Annotated in this window: 32 protein-coding genes; 1 reads left to right on the plus strand and 31 read right to left on the minus strand. The window is 55.6% G+C overall.

Annotated features, from left to right (window positions below; genetic code table 11):
• Positions 1-141: 141 nt before the first annotated feature.
• Both ssb and AC13E3_RS00985 read right to left on the minus strand, forming a co-directional pair.
• The gene (ssb, locus tag AC13E3_RS00980) at positions 142-666 is read right to left on the minus strand and encodes a single-stranded DNA-binding protein (protein ID WP_092034262.1); all 525 of its coding nucleotides are present in this window, start codon (positions 664-666) and stop codon (positions 142-144) included.
• A gap of 57 nt (positions 667-723) precedes the next feature.
• Positions 724-2,094, minus strand: a complete 1,371-nt coding sequence (locus AC13E3_RS00985) for an MFS transporter (protein WP_092034260.1) — start codon at positions 2,092-2,094, stop codon at positions 724-726.
• A gap of 185 nt (positions 2,095-2,279) precedes the next feature.
• On the opposite strand from AC13E3_RS00985, the gene uvrA reads away from it, so the two are divergent.
• Complete coding sequence (uvrA, locus tag AC13E3_RS00990; protein WP_482901605.1) at positions 2,280-5,102, plus strand: excinuclease ABC subunit UvrA; 2,823 nt, start codon at positions 2,280-2,282, stop codon at positions 5,100-5,102.
• A gap of 221 nt (positions 5,103-5,323) precedes the next feature.
• Here the strand turns inward: uvrA and rplQ are convergent, their stop codons facing one another.
• From rplQ to AC13E3_RS01135, 29 genes are all read right to left on the minus strand, one after another.
• Complete coding sequence (rplQ, locus tag AC13E3_RS00995; protein WP_008174913.1) at positions 5,324-5,722, minus strand: 50S ribosomal protein L17; 399 nt, start codon at positions 5,720-5,722, stop codon at positions 5,324-5,326.
• Positions 5,723-5,755: 33 nt separating this feature from the next.
• Positions 5,756-6,760, minus strand: coding sequence for a DNA-directed RNA polymerase subunit alpha (locus AC13E3_RS01000; protein WP_008174911.1), 1,005 nt, complete (start codon positions 6,758-6,760; stop codon positions 5,756-5,758).
• Between the two features lie 35 nt (positions 6,761-6,795).
• On the minus strand, positions 6,796-7,416 hold the full coding sequence (gene rpsD / locus AC13E3_RS01005; RefSeq protein ID WP_053114301.1) for a 30S ribosomal protein S4: 621 nt from the start codon (positions 7,414-7,416) through the stop codon (positions 6,796-6,798).
• A gap of 18 nt (positions 7,417-7,434) precedes the next feature.
• Complete coding sequence (gene rpsK / locus AC13E3_RS01010) at positions 7,435-7,824, minus strand: 30S ribosomal protein S11 (RefSeq protein ID WP_007153992.1); 390 nt, start codon at positions 7,822-7,824, stop codon at positions 7,435-7,437.
• 13 nt (positions 7,825-7,837) lie between these two features.
• Positions 7,838-8,194: a 30S ribosomal protein S13 gene (gene rpsM / locus AC13E3_RS01015; protein ID WP_014575963.1), complete on the minus strand. Its 357-nt coding sequence runs from the start codon at positions 8,192-8,194 to the stop codon at positions 7,838-7,840.
• A 140-nt stretch (positions 8,195-8,334) separates the two neighbouring features.
• Positions 8,335-8,448, minus strand: a complete 114-nt coding sequence (gene rpmJ / locus AC13E3_RS01020; protein WP_008174902.1) for a 50S ribosomal protein L36 — start codon at positions 8,446-8,448, stop codon at positions 8,335-8,337.
• A 30-nt stretch (positions 8,449-8,478) separates the two neighbouring features.
• Positions 8,479-9,801 (minus strand): preprotein translocase subunit SecY, encoded by a 1,323-nt coding sequence (secY, locus tag AC13E3_RS01025; RefSeq protein ID WP_008174899.1) that lies wholly within the window; start codon positions 9,799-9,801, stop codon positions 8,479-8,481.
• Between the two features lie 17 nt (positions 9,802-9,818).
• The gene (gene rplO / locus AC13E3_RS01030; protein WP_136630018.1) at positions 9,819-10,253 is read right to left on the minus strand and encodes a 50S ribosomal protein L15; all 435 of its coding nucleotides are present in this window, start codon (positions 10,251-10,253) and stop codon (positions 9,819-9,821) included.
• Between the two features lies 1 nt (position 10,254).
• Complete coding sequence (rpmD, locus tag AC13E3_RS01035; RefSeq protein WP_012139786.1) at positions 10,255-10,443, minus strand: 50S ribosomal protein L30; 189 nt, start codon at positions 10,441-10,443, stop codon at positions 10,255-10,257.
• Between the two features lie 4 nt (positions 10,444-10,447).
• The gene (gene rpsE, locus AC13E3_RS01040) at positions 10,448-10,948 is read right to left on the minus strand and encodes a 30S ribosomal protein S5 (RefSeq protein WP_008174892.1); all 501 of its coding nucleotides are present in this window, start codon (positions 10,946-10,948) and stop codon (positions 10,448-10,450) included.
• Positions 10,949-10,960: 12 nt separating this feature from the next.
• A complete protein-coding gene (gene rplR, locus AC13E3_RS01045; RefSeq protein WP_041644927.1) occupies positions 10,961-11,308 on the minus strand; it encodes a 50S ribosomal protein L18 in 348 nt (115 codons plus the stop codon).
• A gap of 9 nt (positions 11,309-11,317) precedes the next feature.
• Positions 11,318-11,851: a 50S ribosomal protein L6 gene (rplF, locus tag AC13E3_RS01050; RefSeq protein WP_008174888.1), complete on the minus strand. Its 534-nt coding sequence runs from the start codon at positions 11,849-11,851 to the stop codon at positions 11,318-11,320.
• Between the two features lie 9 nt (positions 11,852-11,860).
• Positions 11,861-12,253 (minus strand): 30S ribosomal protein S8, encoded by a 393-nt coding sequence (gene rpsH, locus AC13E3_RS01055; protein ID WP_405418478.1) that lies wholly within the window; start codon positions 12,251-12,253, stop codon positions 11,861-11,863.
• A gap of 88 nt (positions 12,254-12,341) precedes the next feature.
• Positions 12,342-12,647 carry a 30S ribosomal protein S14 gene (gene rpsN / locus AC13E3_RS01060; RefSeq protein ID WP_008174884.1) on the minus strand — a complete coding sequence of 102 codons (306 nt, stop codon included), beginning with the start codon at positions 12,645-12,647 and terminating at the stop codon, positions 12,342-12,344.
• Positions 12,648-12,659: 12 nt separating this feature from the next.
• On the minus strand, positions 12,660-13,199 hold the full coding sequence (rplE, locus tag AC13E3_RS01065) for a 50S ribosomal protein L5 (RefSeq protein ID WP_008174883.1): 540 nt from the start codon (positions 13,197-13,199) through the stop codon (positions 12,660-12,662).
• Positions 13,200-13,214: 15 nt separating this feature from the next.
• A complete protein-coding gene (gene rplX, locus AC13E3_RS01070) occupies positions 13,215-13,535 on the minus strand; it encodes a 50S ribosomal protein L24 (RefSeq protein ID WP_008174881.1) in 321 nt (106 codons plus the stop codon).
• Between the two features lie 17 nt (positions 13,536-13,552).
• Complete coding sequence (gene rplN, locus AC13E3_RS01075) at positions 13,553-13,921, minus strand: 50S ribosomal protein L14 (protein ID WP_007154005.1); 369 nt, start codon at positions 13,919-13,921, stop codon at positions 13,553-13,555.
• 18 nt (positions 13,922-13,939) lie between these two features.
• Entirely contained in the window at positions 13,940-14,206 is a 267-nt protein-coding gene (gene rpsQ / locus AC13E3_RS01080; protein WP_008174879.1) for a 30S ribosomal protein S17, read from the minus strand.
• A gap of 1 nt (position 14,207) precedes the next feature.
• On the minus strand, positions 14,208-14,399 hold the full coding sequence (gene rpmC / locus AC13E3_RS01085) for a 50S ribosomal protein L29 (protein ID WP_008174877.1): 192 nt from the start codon (positions 14,397-14,399) through the stop codon (positions 14,208-14,210).
• Positions 14,399-14,812, minus strand: a complete 414-nt coding sequence (gene rplP, locus AC13E3_RS01090; RefSeq protein WP_008174875.1) for a 50S ribosomal protein L16 — start codon at positions 14,810-14,812, stop codon at positions 14,399-14,401. Before rplP ends, rpmC begins: the two co-directional genes overlap by 1 nt.
• Positions 14,813-14,824: 12 nt before the next feature.
• Positions 14,825-15,508 (minus strand): 30S ribosomal protein S3, encoded by a 684-nt coding sequence (rpsC, locus tag AC13E3_RS01095; RefSeq protein WP_008174872.1) that lies wholly within the window; start codon positions 15,506-15,508, stop codon positions 14,825-14,827.
• An 11-nt stretch (positions 15,509-15,519) separates the two neighbouring features.
• Positions 15,520-15,852 (minus strand): 50S ribosomal protein L22, encoded by a 333-nt coding sequence (gene rplV, locus AC13E3_RS01100; protein ID WP_008174870.1) that lies wholly within the window; start codon positions 15,850-15,852, stop codon positions 15,520-15,522.
• Between the two features lie 16 nt (positions 15,853-15,868).
• Positions 15,869-16,144: a 30S ribosomal protein S19 gene (gene rpsS, locus AC13E3_RS01105; protein WP_007154011.1), complete on the minus strand. Its 276-nt coding sequence runs from the start codon at positions 16,142-16,144 to the stop codon at positions 15,869-15,871.
• A gap of 23 nt (positions 16,145-16,167) precedes the next feature.
• Positions 16,168-16,995 carry a 50S ribosomal protein L2 gene (gene rplB / locus AC13E3_RS01110; protein WP_008174864.1) on the minus strand — a complete coding sequence of 276 codons (828 nt, stop codon included), beginning with the start codon at positions 16,993-16,995 and terminating at the stop codon, positions 16,168-16,170.
• A gap of 17 nt (positions 16,996-17,012) precedes the next feature.
• Entirely contained in the window at positions 17,013-17,306 is a 294-nt protein-coding gene (gene rplW / locus AC13E3_RS01115; protein ID WP_008174862.1) for a 50S ribosomal protein L23, read from the minus strand.
• Complete coding sequence (gene rplD / locus AC13E3_RS01120) at positions 17,303-17,908, minus strand: 50S ribosomal protein L4 (protein ID WP_008174860.1); 606 nt, start codon at positions 17,906-17,908, stop codon at positions 17,303-17,305. The genes rplW and rplD overlap by 4 nt, the downstream gene beginning before the upstream one ends.
• 11 nt (positions 17,909-17,919) lie before the next feature.
• Positions 17,920-18,558, minus strand: a complete 639-nt coding sequence (gene rplC, locus AC13E3_RS01125; RefSeq protein ID WP_008174858.1) for a 50S ribosomal protein L3 — start codon at positions 18,556-18,558, stop codon at positions 17,920-17,922.
• A 76-nt stretch (positions 18,559-18,634) separates the two neighbouring features.
• Positions 18,635-18,946, minus strand: a complete 312-nt coding sequence (gene rpsJ, locus AC13E3_RS01130; protein ID WP_004580743.1) for a 30S ribosomal protein S10 — start codon at positions 18,944-18,946, stop codon at positions 18,635-18,637.
• Positions 18,947-19,131: 185 nt separating this feature from the next.
• The coding region (locus tag AC13E3_RS01135; RefSeq protein WP_482901594.1) for an EF-Tu C-terminal domain-related protein at positions 19,132-19,294 on the minus strand (163 nt) is incomplete at its 5' end.

The following is a 19,294-nucleotide window of genomic DNA, read 5'->3' on the forward strand; positions in this document are numbered from 1 at the left end:
CATGCTGCACTCCCCTCCCTCTTTCGAGGTTCAAGCCCATTACTGGGCGAGGATAAGTCAGGTTTGCAATAGGCCTACCAACAGCCTATACTTGTAGCACGAATGCCGTAAGCGCTTGATTTACCTAGCAAAACGGCGCACTCAGAAGGGGATGTCATCATCAAAGTCATCAACCGGCTCGGGCATGCTGCCCTGGGACGGCTGATTGCTGTAGCCACCGGACTGGGGCGGCGGGTTGTTCTGCTGTCCGGCCGGTGCATTGTAGCCGGACTGCTGAGGCCGTCCCGCCGGTGCGCCCTGGTTCATGCCGCCTTCGGCGCCACGGCTGTCGAGCATCTGCATCTGACCATTAATATCCACCACAACCTCGGTGGTGTATACATCCTGCCCTTCCTTGTTCTGCCATTTGCGGGTCTGCAGCTTGCCCTCAATGTAGACCTTTGAGCCTTTGCGCAGGTACTGGCCGGCCACTTCGGCGATCTTGCCGAACATGACAACCCGATGCCATTCGGTTTTCGGCACCAGCTGACCGGTCTGACGATCCTTGTAGCTTTCGTCCGTTGCAAGGTTCAGGTTCACAACGGCATTGCCGTTAGGGGTGTAGCGGGTATCCGGGTCCTGTCCCAGATTACCGATGAGAATTACCTTGTTTACGCCTCGTGCCATGTTCTGCTCCTGACTCTGTTTTCAGGGACGCCCGCGTTCCGTGCGAGCCTCCGGATTTCAAGAATGGTTAGCCTGCCGGACAAAAGAAAAGTCCGCAAGTGACGCTTCATCAAATTGCTGCCGATCCACCTTAAGATAGGCGGTGGCAGCCTCCTCCACAATCACAACGTCCTGCACGCCCGGAAGGCGGCGGAGATTGTCATCAATGTCGTCGTACTGCTCGTTCATTACCTGCTGCAACTGTACCACGAAACTGGTGGTATGACCGGGCGCCGGCATGGTGAGAGCCACCAGTAACCAGAGGCCAAGCACCACCACCATAAACCAGAGCACCCCCTGGATCCCGCCACTCTCCAGCAGAAAGCCACCCAGGGCGCCCCCGAGAAACGCCCCCATGAACTGGGAGGTGGAGTAGACGCCCATTGCCGTTCCCTTGCTGGCGGCAGGTGCTTCTTTACTGATCAGCGACGGCAGGCTCGCCTCAAGCAGATTGAAAGCCATGAAGAAGAAAAACAGCACTGTCCAGGCCGCCATCAGACTGCCGGAAACACCCGTAAACCCGGCCGTGGCCAACGTCAGCAGCCCAATCGCTCCACACAGCACCGGCTTCATCTTGCGCTTTTTCTCACCCATGATGATAAAAGGCACCATGGCGAAAAACGACGTGACCATCACACTCAGGTAAAACCACCAGTGTGAACGGCTGGCAAGACCAAACTGCTCCTGCAGCATGGAAGGAAACACCAGAAACAGGGCGGTCAGCACCAGGTGCAGGGCAAAAATACCGAAATCCAGCCTCAGCAGGCGCCCGTCTGAAAGCACCCGCCCCAGCATCTCCCTGGCGGGGTGAGTGTCGGCGCTGGTTTTATGTTGGTGGGGAGTTGGAACCAGGCGGTTGACGATCACCAGAGCGACCACCGCCAGCGCAGCCGTCGCATAGAAAATCCCGGACAGTCCCCACCAGGCGCCAAGAAGGGGCCCAAGAACCAGCGATACCGAAAACGACAGGCCGATGGTGATCCCCACCGTTGCCATGGCCTTGGTCCGCTCTTCCTCGCGAGTCAGGTCACTGAGCAGCGCCATCAGCACACTGGCGATCGCACCGGCGCCTTGAAGAATCCGACCGGCAATTACAACGTATATGGAGTCCGTGGCTCCGGCCAGCAAACTGCCTGCGGCAAAAAGTACCAGCCCGATATAGATCATGCGCTTTCGGCCAACCCGATCAGACAGCATGCCGAAGGGAATCTGCAACAGGGCCTGACTGAGTCCATAGGCGCCTATAGCGAGACCCAGCAGTGCGGGCGTTGCATCCTTGAGATCCTCGCCCAGCAACATGAATACCGGCAGCACCATGAACAGTCCGAGCATGCGCATGGCGTAAACAGACGCCAGGGCGAATACGGAGCGTTTTTCCAGCGCATTCATGGCAATTACGTACCTCAGCCGGGGTTGAAAGCGGTCAGATTGAGGGCAGATACCCATCGCAGGCGGCGCATTGTAACAGAAGGGGCGCTGACGGGGGACAACCCGCGTGATGCTGGCCCCGGTATCATTTTCGCCGCAGCGGGCCCAACGCGGTATAATTTTCGTTTTTATCCGAGCGAGGTGTTATGGACCATATCCAGATCAAAGGGGCACGAACCCACAACCTGAAGAACATCGACCTGGATATGCCAAGGGACAAACTGATTGTGATTACCGGCCTCTCCGGTTCCGGTAAATCGTCCCTTGCGTTCGATACGCTCTATGCTGAAGGGCAGCGACGTTATGTGGAGTCGCTGTCTACCTACGCCCGCCAGTTTCTCTCGATGATGGAGAAGCCGGATGTGGACCATATCGAAGGCCTGTCGCCAGCGATATCCATAGAGCAGAAGTCCACTTCCCACAACCCTCGCTCCACCGTTGGCACCATCACGGAAATCTACGATTACCTGCGCCTGCTCTTCGCCCGCGCCGGGGAGCCCCGGTGCCCTGACCATGGCCAACCTCTGGAAGCGCAGACCATCAGCCAGATGGTAGACCAGGTGGTGGCCATGCCAGAGGACAGCAAACTCATGATCCTGGCACCGGTAATCCGGGATCGGAAAGGCGAACATCTGCAGGTTATCGAAACCATGCGCAGCCAGGGCTTTATCCGCCTGCGCGTGGACGGCACGGTTTATGACATCGACGATGTGCCGGCCCTGGACAAAAAACGCAAACATCAGATTGATGTGGTCGTCGATCGGTTCAAGGTCAAGCCAGGCCTGGAGCAGCGGCTTGCCGAGAGTTTCGAAACCGCCCTGGACCTGGCGGACGGGATTGCCCTTGTGGCGCCCATGAGTGGTGAGGGAGAAGAACAGACCTTCTCCGCCCGTTATGCCTGCACCCAGTGCGGCTATGCCCTGAGCGAGCTCGAGCCGAAACTGTTTTCCTTTAACAACCCGGCGGGTGCCTGCCCTACCTGCGACGGACTGGGTGTTAAACAGTTCTTTGATCCCGAAAAAATTGTCCAGCACCCGGAAGCCACTTTGGCATCCGGCGCCATCAAGGGCTGGGATCGCCGGGCCGTCTATTACTTCCAGATGCTGGGCAGCGTGGCAGATCACTACGGCATCGATCTGGAAACGCCCTGGGCGGATCTCCCCGAGGATTTTCGCAACGTGCTGCTGTTCGGCTCGGGCGATGAGGATATCCCATTCCGTTATGTGAATTCACGTGGCCATATCATGGAGAAGGCACATCCATTCGAGGGCATTCTGCCAAACCTTGAACGGCGCTACCGCGAGACCGATTCACAGAGCATGCGTGAGGAGCTCGCCCGCAATCTGAGCACCCAGCCGTGCAAAGAATGCGGCGGCTCACGACTGCGCCGCAGCGCCCGCCACGTCTTTATCGAAGAGCACAATATTTCCGATGTCACCCATCTCCCGGTGGGTGACGCACATGATTACTTCGAAACCCTCGCGCTACCGGGTCGAAAAGGTGAGATAGCCGAAAAAATTCTGAAGGAAGTGCGGCAGCGCCTTCAGTTCCTGGTGAACGTCGGGCTGGAATACCTCACGCTTGAACGAAGTGCCGATACACTCTCCGGGGGTGAGGCGCAGCGTATTCGCCTGGCAAGCCAGATCGGCGCCGGGCTGGTAGGCGTCATGTACATTCTTGACGAACCCTCCATCGGCTTGCATCAACGGGACAATGACCGGCTTTTGGCCACCCTCACCCATCTCCGGGATCTGGGCAATACCGTGATTGTTGTCGAACACGATGAGGATGCTATCCGCGCTGCAGATCATGTCATTGATATCGGACCGGGTGCTGGCGTTCATGGCGGCAAGGTTATCGGCCAGGGCACACCGCAACAGATCATCGACAACCCCGATTCACTTACCGGGCAATACCTCAACGGCACCCGGGAAATCGCCATTCCCAAACAGCGCAACAAAGGCAGCGGAAAAACTCTGACACTGTCAGGTGCTACTGGCAACAACCTGAAAGACGTTACGCTCGATTTGCCCCTGGGCATCATGACCTGCGTCACCGGTGTATCCGGGTCTGGCAAGTCCACGCTGATCAACAGCACCCTTTATCCGGTGGCTGCCGCCAAACTCAACAAGGCCACCAGCCTCAACCATGCTCCCTACCAGTCGCTCAAAGGACTGGACCACCTGGACAAGGTCATCGACATTGACCAGAGCCCCATCGGCCGTACGCCCCGCTCGAATCCGGCCACCTACACCGGCCTGTTCACTCCCATCCGTGAACTCTTTGCCGGAACACAGGAGGCACGTTCCCGGGGCTACAAACCTGGCCGATTCTCTTTCAACGTCAAAGGTGGACGATGCGAGGCATGCCAGGGCGACGGCGTGATCAAGGTAGAGATGCATTTCCTGCCGGATGTCTACGTGCCCTGCGACGTCTGCAAGGGCAAGCGCTACAACCGGGAAACTCTGGAAGTCCGCTACAAGGGCAAGAATATCAACGAAGTACTTGAAATGACCGTTGAGGAAGGGCGCGAGTTCTTCGATGCCGTGCCTTTCCTGGCCCGCAAACTACAGACATTGATGGATGTCGGCCTCTCATACATCCGACTGGGGCAGAGCGCGGTCACCCTCTCTGGTGGCGAAGCCCAGCGGGTTAAACTGGCCAAAGAGCTCTCCAAGCGGGATACAGGCAAGACACTCTACATTCTTGACGAGCCAACCACCGGCCTGCACTTCTACGACATCCAGCAACTGCTCAACGTTCTGGAGAGGCTGCGGGACCATGGCAACACCATCGTGGTCATCGAACACAATCTGGACGTGATCAAGACCGCCGACTGGATTGTCGACCTGGGCCCCGAAGGCGGCTCTGGCGGCGGCCAGATCATTGCCGAGGGAACGCCGGAGGAAGTCGCCGAGAACCCCGCTTCTCACACGGGCCGCTATCTGAAGCCAATGTTGACGAAGTAACTGGCGGGCAAGGAATAGCTCTGTCGGCGAGGGGGTGGAGGTTTATTTTCTGCCGGAAAAAGATGTCTGAGCGCAGCGAGTTATTTTTCCAAAGAAAATAAACCTCCACCCCCTTGCCAGCCCCCATACTTCCAGGCTAGGAGTTATCTACAACCGAGGCACAAAAAAACCGGGAACCTCACGGAACCCGGTTTTTTTGTGGTTGGCCAAAGCCGAAGAAATTAATCCTCGTCTTCGTCCACCTCTTCCGCTTCGATATCCAGCGGACGACCGACCAGCTCAACGAATGCCATAGGGGCATTGTCGCCAGCACGGAAGCCGCACTTCAGGATACGAAGGTATCCACCCGGACGCTCGTTGTAGCGAGGACCAAGCTCGTCAAACAGCTTGGCAACCGCTGCATCGTCACGCAGGCGTGAGAACGCCAGACGACGATTCGCGACCGAATCATTCTTGGAAAGCGTGATCAAAGGCTCAGCTACCCGACGAAGCTCTTTGGCTTTCGGCAGCGTTGTTTTGATCAGCTCGTGTTCAACCAGTGACGCAGTCATGTTACGGAACATGGCCTTGCGATGCGCACTGGTCCTGCTGAACTTACGACCACTCTTACGATGACGCATTGCTCTGATTCCTTACCTTAAACTAATCGGCGATTAACCGCCCAGAACCCGGTCGTCGCCACGAAGGCTAGCCGGCGGCCAGTTATCAAGACGCATGCCCAGTGACAGACCACGGGACGCCAGAACGTCCTTGATCTCGGTCAGCGACTTTTTACCAAGGTTAGGCGTCTTCAACAGCTCAACTTCTGTACGCTGGATAAGATCGCCGATGTAGTAAATGTTCTCAGCCTTCAAGCAGTTAGCTGAACGCACTGTCAATTCCAGATCATCAACCGGACGCAGCAGGATAGGATCAATTTCTTCCTCTTCCTCAACGCGCTCGGGCTCTTTCTCATGATCGAAATCGACAAACACCGCCAGTTGCTGCTGGAGGATGGTGGCCGCCCGGCGAATTGCTTCTTCCGGGTCGATGGTGCCATTGGTCTCCAGGTCGATAACCAGCTTGTCCAGATCGGTCCGCTGCTCTACCCGCGCACTTTCCACGGCGTAAGCCACACGACGAACCGGGCTGAATGTTGCATCCAGCTGCAGGCGTCCGATGGCGCGAGTTTCGTCCTCGTCAAGACCGCGCTGGTCCGCCGGCTCATAGCCGCGACCGCGTGCAACACGGAGACGCATGTTCACTTCACCATTCTCGCTAAGGTGACAGATCACGTGCTCCGGGTTGGCAATCTCGACGTCATGATCCAGCTTGATATCACCGGCTGTCACAACGCCCGGGCCTTTCTTGCTGAGCGTGAGCTCGGCATCGTCCCGACCGTTCATTTTTACGGCAACGCCTTTGAGATTCAGAAGAATCTCAATGACGTCTTCCTGGACACCCTCAATGGCGCTGTACTCGTGCAGGACACCGTCAATCTGCGCTTCAGTCACGGCGCAGCCCGGCATCGAAGACAAGAGAATCCGGCGCAGTGCACTGCCCAGAGTATGGCCAAAGCCCCTTTCCAGAGGCTCAAGCGTAACCTTGGCACGTGTGGCGCTTGATTCCTTCACGTCAATGGTACGAGGTGTCAATAACTCATGTACTGAACGCTGCATAGACGCCCCTATCTGCTATCGTTGCTAACTGGGCTTTACTTGGAGTAAAGCTCGACGATGAGGTTCTCGTTGATGTCGGCCGGCAGTTCAGTACGCTCGGGTACTGACTTGTAAACGCCGGACATCTTGTTGGCGTCGACCTCTACCCAGCTCACCGGTGCACGGCTTGCAGACAGATCCAGTGCGCCTTTCACACGCAGCTGGTTCTTCGCCTTTTCACGCACGCTCACAACATCACCCGGCCGGACCTGGTAGGACGGAATATTAACCGTCTTGTCGTTGACCAGGATCGCCTTGTGAGAGACGAGCTGACGGGCTTCTGCACGGGTAGAACCAAAGCCCATGCGGTATACAACGTTATCGAGACGACCTTCCAGCAGTTGCAGCAGGTTTTCACCAGTTGCACCTTTGCCTCGGGCGGCCTCTTTGTAATAGTTGCGGAACTGCTTCTCGAGAACGCCGTAGATACGACGAACTTTCTGTTTCTCACGAAGCTGTACGCCGTACTCGGACAGACGACCGCGACGCGCGCCGTGCATACCCGGCGGAGTCTCGATGTTGCACTTGGAATCGAGCGCGCGAACACCGCTCTTCAGAAAAAGATCTGTCCCTTCACGACGAGACAGCTTGCACTTCGGGCCTATATAACGAGCCATAATTCACTGTCTCCTGTGTTAGACGCGGCGCTTCTTGGGCGGACGACAGCCGTTGTGGGGAATCGGCGTCACATCTGTGATGTTGGTGATCTTGTAGCCACACGCATTCAGCGCGCGAACTGCAGATTCACGTCCGGGCCCAGGACCCTTAACCTCTACGTCCAGGTTTTTAAGGCCGTATTCAGCAGCCGCATTACCGGCTCTTTCAGCTGCTACCTGCGCAGCAAAAGGTGTACTCTTGCGTGACCCACGGAAACCGGAACCACCAGAAGTGGCCCAGGACAGGACGTTGCCCTGCCGGTCAGAAATGGTCACGATAGTGTTGTTGAAGGACGCGTGAATGTGCGCGACGCCATCAACAACCGTCTTTTTCACCTTTTTACGGGTACGTGTACCTGGCTTTGCCATGTTTGCCTACCTGTTACTTACGAATAGGTTTGCGTGGACCTTTACGGGTGCGTGCGTTGGTCTTGGTGCGCTGGCCACGGACCGGAAGGCCATGACGATGACGCAGACCACGGTGGCATCCGAGATCCTTCAAACGCTTGATGTTCATCTGTACTTCACGACGCAGATCGCCTTCGACAGACACCTTGCCCACTTCAGTACGAAGTGCTTCAAGCTGCTCGTCGCTAAGGTCTTTGACCTTGACGTCCGGCTTGACGCCGGTTGCATCGCAAAGCTTCTGGGCTGTGGTCTTGCCAACACCAAAGATGTAGGTCAGCGAGACAACAGCATGTTTGTGATCGGGTATATTGACACCGGCTATACGTGCCATCCAAATTACTCCGCGTTCAAAGCTTTGCTGTGTGAATTTTCCGCCACAAAAAGGGCGCGAAATAATAGCGCCTGACCCCGCATGGAGTCAAGCGCCATCATTCCGAAACCCTACAATGTCAGGAACGATTCCTCTCGGAATCAACCCTGGCGTTGCTTGTGACGAGGCTCCGAGCAAATGACTCGTACCGAGCCATTGCGACGAATTACTTTGCAGTTACGGCAAATTTTCTTTACCGAAGCGCGTACTTTCATTGTCGACTCCAGTTTTCAAGGGGAACGGGATTAACCGTTCCGACCATAGCCCTTGAGATTGGACTTCTTCATCAGTGATTCATACTGATGGGACATCAGGTGCGACTGAACCTGCGCCATGAAATCCATCACCACGACTACAACAATCAGCAGAGAGGTACCACCCAGATAGAACGGTACATTCCCGGCCACCATCAGGAACTGAGGGAACAGGGAAACTGCTGCAATGTACATTGCACCGAACAGCGTCAGACGGGTCAGAACACCATCGATATACTTGGCAGTCTGATCGCCAGGACGAATGCCCGGAATAAACGCTCCAGAGCGCTTGAGGTTATCCGCAACTTCCTTCGGGTTGTACATCAGGGCTGTATAGAAGAAGCAGAAGAAAACCACTGCTGCTGCAAACAGGATAATGTACAACGGCTGGCTCGGCGCCAGGGCCTGGGATACATCGCTCAGCCATTCCATACCCTCACCCTGACCAAACCACTGCCCCAGCGAAGCCGGGAAGAGCAGAATGGAAGACGCAAAGATGGGCGGAATAACACCGGCCATATTTACCTTCAGGGGAAGGTGACTGGACTGCTGGGCGAACACCCGGCGACCCTGTTGCCGCTTGGCGTAATTGATTGTCAGCCTGCGCTGCCCGCGCTCCATGAAGACCACGAAGCCGATAACAGCAACCGCAAGAACACCAATACCGAGTACGACAAGCAGGCTCATCTCACCATTTCGGGCCTGCTCGAGCGTCTGACCGATCGCACCGGGAAGCCCGGCGACGATACCGGCGAAGATCAGCAGGGAGATGCCGTTACCAACACCCCGCTCGGTGATCTGCTCGCCAAGCCACATCATGAACACAGCACCACTCACAAATGACACAACCGCCACAAAGTGGAAGCTGAAGCTGTCATTGAAAGTGACACCCTGAGATGCCAGACCGACAGAAATACCAAAACCCTGAACCAGGGCCAGGATAACCGTACCATACCGTGTGTACTGGCTGATCTTTCGACGGCCAGCCTCACCTTCTTTCTTCAGCTGCTCAAGCTGCGGACTAACCGCAGTCATGAGCTGCATGATGATAGAGGCCGAAATGTACGGCATGATACCGAGAGCGAAGATACTCATGCGCTCAAGCGCACCACCGGAAAACATGTTGAACATGCTCAGGATTGTGCCCTGGTTCTGTTCAAACAGTGCCGCCAGACGGTCGGGGTTGATACCCGGCACCGGAATGTGGGCACCAATCCGGTACACCAGCAATGCCAGGAAGACAAACCAGAGCCGCGATCGCAGCTCTGCCAGTCCTTTACCCGCGCCCGCAGGCAATGATGCGTTCTTGGCCATTTAGTCCTCGACTCGCCTTAGTCTTCGACTTTACCACCCGCGGCAGAAATTGCCTCGCGCGCGCCTTTGGTTACCCGAAGTCCCTTCACAGTTACCGCGCGGCTCAGTTCGCCGGACATGATAACCTTGGCTTCGCGAATCTCTCCGCGAATAATGTCTGCCTTTTTCAGGGCTTCCAGATCCACCACATCGCCTTCAACCTTCGCCAACTCGTTCAGGCGAATTTCAGCAACGTAGCGCTGCTGACGGGAGGTGAAGCCAAACTTCGGCAGACGACGGGCCAACGGCTGCTGACCGCCCTCGAAACCGGGCGCTACACTGCCGCCGGAGCGGGCTTTCAGACCCTTGTGACCACGACCGCCGGTTTTACCGAGACCGCTACCGATACCACGACCGACCCGCTTGGGGACCTGGCGTGAACCGGGTTCCGGACTAAGTTCGTTCAGACGCATCTTAGTTCTCCTCAACCCGAACCAGGTAATCAACCCGGTTGATCATGCCGCGGATGGAAGGGGTATCTTCCACTTCCACGGTGTGACCGATTTTACGAAGACCCAGGCCCTTCACACACAACTTGTGCTTGGGCTGGCAGCCGATGGGGCTGCGGGTCAGAGTTACTTTGATCGTTTTTGCGTTCGCCATGACTTCAACCCAGAATCTCTTCCACGGTCTTACCGCGCTTGGCTGCAATATCTTCAGGCGCTTGAGTTGCCTGGAGACCCTTGATGGTGGAACGTACCACGTTCACCGGGTTGGTAGACCCGTAACACTTGGACAGTACGTTCTGAACACCCGCCACTTCCAGTACTGCGCGCATCGCACCGCCGGCGATGATACCAGTACCTTCGGATGCAGGCTGCATGTAGACCTTGGAGCCGCCATGCTGAGCCTTGACCGGGTATTGCAGGGTAGTACCGTCAAGCGGAACTTCTACCATGTTCTTGCGTGCAGCTTCCATGGCCTTCTGGATGGCAACCGGCACTTCACGCGCCTTGCCACGACCGAAACCAACGCGACCTTTACCATCACCCACTACAGTCAGTGCGGTGAAGGCGAAAATACGGCCACCTTTAACAACCTTGGCGACACGATTGACCTGAACCAGCTTTTCCTGGAGCTCAGGCGCCTTCTGTTCGTTAACGCTCATCTTCTCCACCTCTTAGAATTGCAAGCCAGCTTCACGGGCTGCGTCGGCCAGAGCCTGAATACGGCCGTGATAACGGTAACCGGAGCGGTCAAAAGCAACCTGCTCTACACCTGCTGCCTTGGCACGCTCAGCGATCAGCTGACCGACCTTTTTGGCAGCGTCCACGTTACCGGTTGCACCCTGGCGCAGTTCCTTATCCAACGTGGAGGCAGAAGCCAGCACCTTGCTGCCGTCTGCAGTTGTGACCTGGGCGTACATGTGACGCGGTGTGCGGTGAACGCACAGACGATTGGTACCCAGTTCACGGATCTTCATGCGCACTTTGCGTGCGCGACGCAATCTTTCAGTATTCGCGCTCATAGTCCCGCCTTATTTCTTCTTGGCTTCTTTGCGTCTGACCTGCTCATCCGCATAACGAACACCCTTGCCCTTATAAGGCTCGGGCGGACGGAACGCGCGGACTTCCGCAGCGACCTGGCCAACCTGTTGCTTGTCGATACCGCGAATCACAACTTCCGTATTGGACGGAGTTTCTGCGGTAATCCCCTCGGGCAGCTCATACTCGACCGGGTGTGAGAAACCCAGAGTCAGATTGAGCTTCTTACCTTGCGCCTGGGCACGGTAACCTACGCCCGTCAGCTGGAGTTTACGTTCCCAGCCTGTGGAAACACCGGTCACCATGTTGTTGACCAGTGCACGAGTAGTACCAGCAAGGGCGCGGGACTTGGTAGCACCATCGCGGGCCGCAAAGCGCAGAACATTCTCTTCCTGCTTTACTTCAACCGCTTGGTGAATGGTGATTTGAAGCGCTCCCTTGGAACCCTTCACACTAATTTCCTGTCCGTTCAGCTTAACCTCAACACCGGAAGGCAGCACGACAGGATTATTGGCAACCCTGGACATGTGTATCTCCTAGAATACGGTGCAGATGACTTCGCCACCCACGCCAGCAGCTCGTGCGGCGCGGTCTGTCATAACGCCCTTGGACGTTGAGACAATCGCGACTCCCAGACCACCGGATACTTTCGGCAGTTCCCCAGCGCCGTTGTACTGGCGCAGACTCGGACGGCTGACCCGCTTGATCTCTTCAATAACCGGCTTGCCACCGAAGTATTTCAGAGTAATCGTCAGCTCGGGCTTCGCGTCGGCTGAAACGGAGTAATCGTCGACGTAACCTTCGTCCTTAAGGACTTGGGCTACGGAGATCTTCATTTTTGAAGACGGCATCGTAACGTCTGCTTTCGATGCCATCTGTGCATTACGGATACGGGTAAACATATCCGCAAGCGTGTCTTGCATACTCATTGGTATGAGGCTCCTGATCTTTTTAGTTGTGCAGCGGCTTGCCGCACCGCTTACCAACAGGCACCCGACCGAGGTCAGGGTGCCTATCTTACCAGCTTGCCTTGGTCAGGCCCGGAACGTCACCGCGCATGCCGTATTCACGGAGTTTGATCCGTGACAGCTCAAACTTGCGCAGAACGCCGTGGGGACGACCAGTCACCTGGCAACGATTACGAAGACGCGAAGGAGAAGCATCGCGAGGAAGCTGCTGAAGCTTCATCTGTGCGTCCCAACGGTCATCATCGCTGGTATTCGGGTTCTTGATAATCGCCTTGAGCTCGGCACGCTTCGCTGCAAACTTCGCAACGGTCTTTTCGCGCTTGAGCTCACGGTTTTTCATGGAAACCTTAGCCATTACACTCGTTCCTTATTTCTTGAACGGAAAGCCAAAGGCTTTCAACAGTTCGCGACCTTCATCGTCGGTACCGGCAGTGGTGGTAATGGTGATATCCAGACCACGGATCTTGTCGACTTTGTCGTACTCGATCTCGGGGAAAATGATCTGCTCACGCACACCCATGCTGTAGTTACCGCGACCGTCGAACGATTTGGGATTCAGACCGCGGAAGTCACGAATGCGGGGAACCGCAATGTGAACCAGACGATCAAAGAAGTCCCACATACGCTCGCCGCGCAGGGTAACTTTACAACCGATAGGCCAACCTTCACGGATTTTGAAACCCGCGACGGATTTACGAGCCTTGGTAACAACCGCTTTCTGACCTGCCAGGCGCTCGAGATCCGCCACAGCATTCTCAATCAGCTTCTTGTCACCAACCGCTTCGCCGACACCCATGTTAAGGGTGATCTTTTCGATACGCGGCACCTGCATGATGTTCTTGTAGCTGAACTCTTTCTGCAGGGCGGGTACCACTTCCTTACTGTACTGCTCTTTCATGTTAAGCATCGTAACCACCACCGCTTACTGGTTATCGACAGCTTCATTCGTGGACTTGAAGATCCGCACTTTCGCGCCGTCTTCCTTGATCTGGAAGCCTACACGATCGGCTTTGCCGGTCTGCGGATTAAAAATAGCCACGTTGGAAGCCTGGATAGGTGCTTCTTTTTCGACGATGCCACCTGGGGAGCCCAGCATCGGGTTCGGCTTGGTGTGCTTCTTGATCATATTGATCCCAGAAACCACCATGCGGCCATCGTCCTGAACCTTCAGGACTTTACCACGTTTGCCTTTATCTTTCCCCGTGGTGACGATTACTTCGTCATCTCGTTTGATCTTTTTCATAACCGGCCTCTGGTCCTTTAAAGTACTTCGGGTGCCAGTGAGATAATCTTCATGAACTTTTCATTACGCAGTTCACGGGTAACCGGTCCGAAGATACGGGTACCAATCGGTGCGTCCTGATTGTTCAGAAGTACCGCCGCGTTTCCGTCGAAACGGATCAGCGAACCGTCGGGACGGCGAACACCCTTGCGGGTGCGTACCACGACAGCTTTCAGGACCTGGCCTTTCTTCACTTTACCGCGGGGGATGGCTTCCTTGACGGTCACCTTGATGATATCCCCTACGCTGGCATAACGCCGATGTGAACCGCCCAGGACCTTGATGCACATCACCTGACGCGCACCGCTGTTATCCGCGACTTCAAGCATTGTTTGAGTCTGAATCATGGTTGTTCTCCGGGCGAATTACACCTTGGATGCACGTTCAGTGACTTCCACCAGGGCCCAGCTCTTGGTCTTGGAGACCGGACGGGTTTCCTGAATGGTCACAGTGTCACCGATGTTGCACTGATTGCTCTCATCGTGAGCGTGGATCTTGGTTGAACGCTTCATGTACTTACCGTACAGCGGGTGTTTCACCTGACGCTCGACCAGCACCACGATGGACTTCTCCATCTTGTTGCTCACGACCTTGCCGCTCAGAGTTCTGGCAGTTTGGGTAGCTTCGGTCATGTCACTGTCCTGCCTTTTCGTTCAATACTGTTTTCACGCGAGCGATGTCGCGCTTCACCTTGCCGAGAAGGTGAGACTGATTCAGCTGACCTGTCGCCTTACGCATGCGCAGGTTGAACTGCTCCTTCAGGAGGTCGATCAGCTCTTTGTTCAGCTCCTCGACTGACTTTTCACGCAGCTCTGTTGCTTTCATCACATCACCGTCCTCGTTACAAAGGTGGTCTGTACCGGCAGTTTGGCCGCCGCGAGAGTGAATGCGTCACGAGCGATTTCCTCGGAAACACCTTCCATCTCGTAGAGCATACGGCCAGGCTGGATTTCAGCCACCCAATACTCGACAGAACCCTTACCTTTACCCATTCGAACTTCAAGCGGCTTTCCGGTGATCGGCTTGTCCGGGAATACCCGGATCCAGATCTTACCGCCTCGCTTGATGCGACGAGTCATGGTACGACGCGCTGCCTCAATCTGGCGCGCAGTTATACGCCCACGGCTCGTAGCCTTCAATCCGTATTCACCGAAGCTCACCTTGTTGGCGCGGTGAGCAAGACCGGTGTTACGGCCTTTCATTACCTTGCGGAATTTGGTGCGTTTTGGTTGCAGCATAAGAGTGCCCCTTTACTTAGAACCTTTCTTCCCAGAGGCTTTCTTGTCAGCACGGACCTGCTCCATACCACCAAGAATCTCACCTTTGAAGATCCATACCTTGACGCCGATTACGCCGTAAGTGGTATGCGCTTCGTAGGTTGCGTAATCAATATCTGCACGCAGTGTGTGCAGCGGAACACGACCTTCGCGATACCACTCGGAACGCGCGATTTCAGCACCCCCGAGACGACCGCCAACCTGGATCTTGATACCCTTGGCACCCTGGCGCATGGCGTTCTGGACCGCACGCTTCATAGCGCGACGGAACATCACACGACGCTCCAGCTGGCCGGCAACGTTTTGCGCTACCAGGCGGGCATCGAGGTCCGGCTTGCGGACTTCTTCGATGTTGATGTGCACAGGCACACCCATCATATCGCTGACTTCGCGACGCAGACGATCAACATCTTCACCCTTCTTACCGATAACAATACCGGGACGGGCAGTATGGATCGTGATACGGGCGTTCTGAGCAGGGCGCTCGATCACAATCTTGCTGACAGACGCCTTAACCAGACGCTTGTCGAGGAACTCGCGAACCTGAATATCATTCAGCAGGTTCTTGGAGTATTCCTTTTTGTCGGCATACCAGACTGAGTTGTGCTCTTTGATCACACCCAGGCGAATGCCGGTTGGATTTACTTTATGACCCATCTGAGCATCTCCTACTTGTCGGCGACCTTGACGGTGATATGGCAGGTGCGCTTGAAAATACGGTCAGCGCGCCCCTTGGCTCGAGCTTTGATTCGCTTGAGCGTCGGACCCTCATCCACCATCACGGTGGAAACCCGCAGTTCGTCAACGTCCAGACCTTCGTTATGCTCAGCGTTGGCGATGGCGGACTCAAGAGCTTTCTTGATCACGACCGCCGCCTTCTTCGGGCTGAAAGTCAGAATGTTCAGGGCATCCTCAACAGCCTTGCCACGTACTTGGTCAGCGACAAGACGTGCTTTCTGAGCTGAGAGGTTAGCGCCCTTATACTTGGCTGCTACTTCCATTTTGATTACCTCAGAATCAGCGTTTAGCTTTCTTGTCGGCCGCATGACCACGATAAGTACGCGTTGCCGCGAACTCACCCAGCTTATGTCCAACCATATCTTCGGTGACATAAACCGGCACGTGCTGCTTGCCGTTGTGGACTGCAATGGTCAGGCCTACCATCTCCGGAAAGACTGTCGACCGGCGGGACCAGGTTTTGATCGGCCGCTTGTCGTTAGCTTCCAGAGCTGCCTCGACCTTCTTCAACAGATGCAGGTCTATAAAAGGACCTTTCTTCAAAGAACGTGGCACAGCAATTACCTCTATGTAGTCGTTTACTTGGCCGAACGACGACGTACTATCATTTTGTCAGTACGCTTGTTCTTACGAGTCTTATGCCCTTTGGTCGGAACACCCCACGGAGTAACCGGGTGACGCCCGCCAGAGGTACGCCCTTCACCACCACCATGTGGGTGGTCAACTGGGTTCATAGCAACACCACGTACTGTTGGCCGTTTGCCGCGCCAACGTGATGCACCCGCTTTACCAAGCTGCTTGAGGCTGTGTTCGCTGTTGGACACTTCACCCAACGTTGCGCGACAGTCAACAAGCACCTTACGCATTTCACCTGAGCGCAGGCGGATGGTGGCATAAGCACCTTCCCGGGCAACCAGCTGTACGGATGCGCCCGCAGAGCGAGCCAGCTGTGCACCTTTGCCAGGCTTGAGTTCGACGCAGTGGATCACAGAACCGACCGGAATATTCCGGAGCGGCAGCGTGCTACCCACCTTGATTGGCGCGTCGATACCGGAGCGCACAGGATCACCGATCTGCATACCCTTGGGAGCGATGATGTAACGACGCTCGCCATCGGCATACTTCAACAGTGCAATGTGCGCAGAGCGGTTCGGATCGTATTCCAGGCGCTCAATAGTCGCCGGGATACCATCTTTGGTCCGCTTGAAATCGATGACACGGTAGTGCTTCTTGTGGCCACCACCCGTGTGACGGGTTGTGATGCGGCCTACATTGTTACGACCACCCGTCTTGTTCTTTCTTTCTACCAACGGCTCGTAGGGGCGCCCAGTGTGCAGATCCGGGTTGTAAAGCTTTACAACGTGACGGCGTCCGGCAGATGTTGGTTTGGTTTTGACGATCGGCATATTACGACCCCTTTACCTTATTCCACATCCAGAAAATCGATGTCCTGACCTTCTGCCAGCTTTACGTAAGCCTTACGAATGTCATTACGCTTGCCGAACCCGCGGATAGTGCGCTTGAGCTTACCCTTACGGTTCAGAACCTGAACACCTTCTACGGTGACGTTGAACAGCTGCTCAACGGCTTTTTTGATCTCGGGCTTGGTGGCATCAGGTGCTACACGAAACACTACCTGACCACGCTCTGCTGCCAGAGACGCTTTTTCCGATACGTGCGGCCCAAGCAGGACCTTGTAAATACGTTCCTGATTCATCCCAGCATCTCCTCGATCTTCTTCAGAGCGGGAACGGTCACAACGACCTTCTCGAAGGCAACCAGGCTAACCGGATCCAGACCGGCAATATCACGCACGTCAACGTGCGGAATGTTGCGTGAGGCCAGATGCAGGTTCTGTTCGACGTTGTCGGACAGAATCAGCGCATTGGTCACACCGATATCCTTCAGCTTGGCGTTGAATGCCTTGGTCTTCGGGCTGTCAACGTTCATGTCGTCAACAACAACCAGACGCTCTTGGCGAACCAGCTCGGAAAAAATGGAGCGCATCGCTGCGCGGTACATTTTGCGGTTTACCTTCTGCTCAAAGCCGCGAGGCTTAGCTGCAAAGGTAACGCCACCGGAGCGCCAGATCGGACTACGGATAGTACCGGCACGGGCACGACCGGTGCCCTTCTGGCGCCATGGCTTCTTACCGCCACCGCTTACTTCGGAACGCGTTTTCTGAGCCTTGGTACCCTGGCGGGCGCCTGCCATGTAGGCAGTCACTACCTGGTGAACCAGCGACTCGTTAAAATCTTTGGCGAATGCAGCGTCGGAAACAGAAATTCCCTTGCCGCTACCTGTAATAGTCAATTCCATCGCACCGCTCCTCAGGCTTTAACTGCAGGCTTGATGACAACATCGCCGCCAGTTGCGCCGGGAACGGCACCACTTACCAGCAGCAGGTTGCGCTCGGCGTCGACACGGACAATTTTCAGGTTCTGCACAGTTACCTGAGCATTACCCATCTGGCCCGCCATCTTTTTGCCCTTGAATACCTTGCCCGGAGTCTGGTTCTGACCAATGGAACCCGGAGCACGGTGAGACAGAGAGTTACCGTGAGTGGCATCCTGCATGGAGAAGTTCCAGCGCTTAACACCGCCCTGGAAGCCCTTACCCTTGGACTGGCCGATGGCATCTACCACCTGACCGTCTTCGAATACAGAAGCCGTAATCTCGCCACCGGCGGCCAGATCCTCACCTTCGCCATCGGCAAGACGGAATTCCCACATACCACGACCGGCTTCAACACCCGCCTTGGCAAAGTGGCCCGCTTCGCTCTTGGTAACACGAGAGGAACGACGAGTACCGACAGTCACCTGAACGGCGCGGTAGCCATCGCTTTCAAGAGTTTTCAGTTGGGTAATGCGGTTGGGCTCAACCTCAATTACCGTTACGGGCAGCGCCTGCCCATCTTCCGTAAAAATACGGGTCATACCGGCCTTACGACCGACAACACCAATTGCCATGTTTCACCTCTTAAGTGTACGGGGCTCTCACCCTCTATGGCCTTATGACAGTTACACAGACTAATACCGGGCGGTATTAGCCGAGGCTGATCTGAACGTCTACACCTGCTGCCAGGTCCAGTTTCATCAGAGCATCTACTGTCTTTTCCGTCGGCTCAACGATGTCGAGCAAACGCTTATGCGTACGAATTTCATACTGATCGCGCGCGTCCTTGTTGACGTGCGGAGAGATCAATACGGTGTACTTTTCCTTCCGCGTCGGCAGAGGGATAGGGCCACGCACCTGAGCGCCGGTCCGCTTGGCGGTATCGACGATCTCCTGCGTGGACTGGTCGATCAGGCGATAATCAAACGCCTTCAACCGGATTCGAATTTTTTGGCTTTGCATGATGCACCAAACTCCACTCGTAGCAGCTACTAGTTAGCCGACCTTCAAAAAAAGGAGCCGCATTGTATGCATAATACCCAACCCTGTCAACAGCAATACTGGTTGACCGGGTCAGGCTGGCTTTGCGGCTGAAACAGAAAAAGGGGCTGAAGAATCAGCCCCTTTTTCCTGATCAAACGAGAAGATTACTCGATGATCTTGGAGACCACGCCGGCACCAACGGTACGGCCGCCTTCACGAATCGCGAAGCGCAGGCCATCTTCCATGGCGATCGGAGCAATCAGGGTAACACTCATCTTGACGTTGTCACCCGGCATAACCATTTCCACACCTTCCGGCAGTTCGCAA

This window comes from Marinobacter sp. L-80 (genome assembly GCF_056859395.1).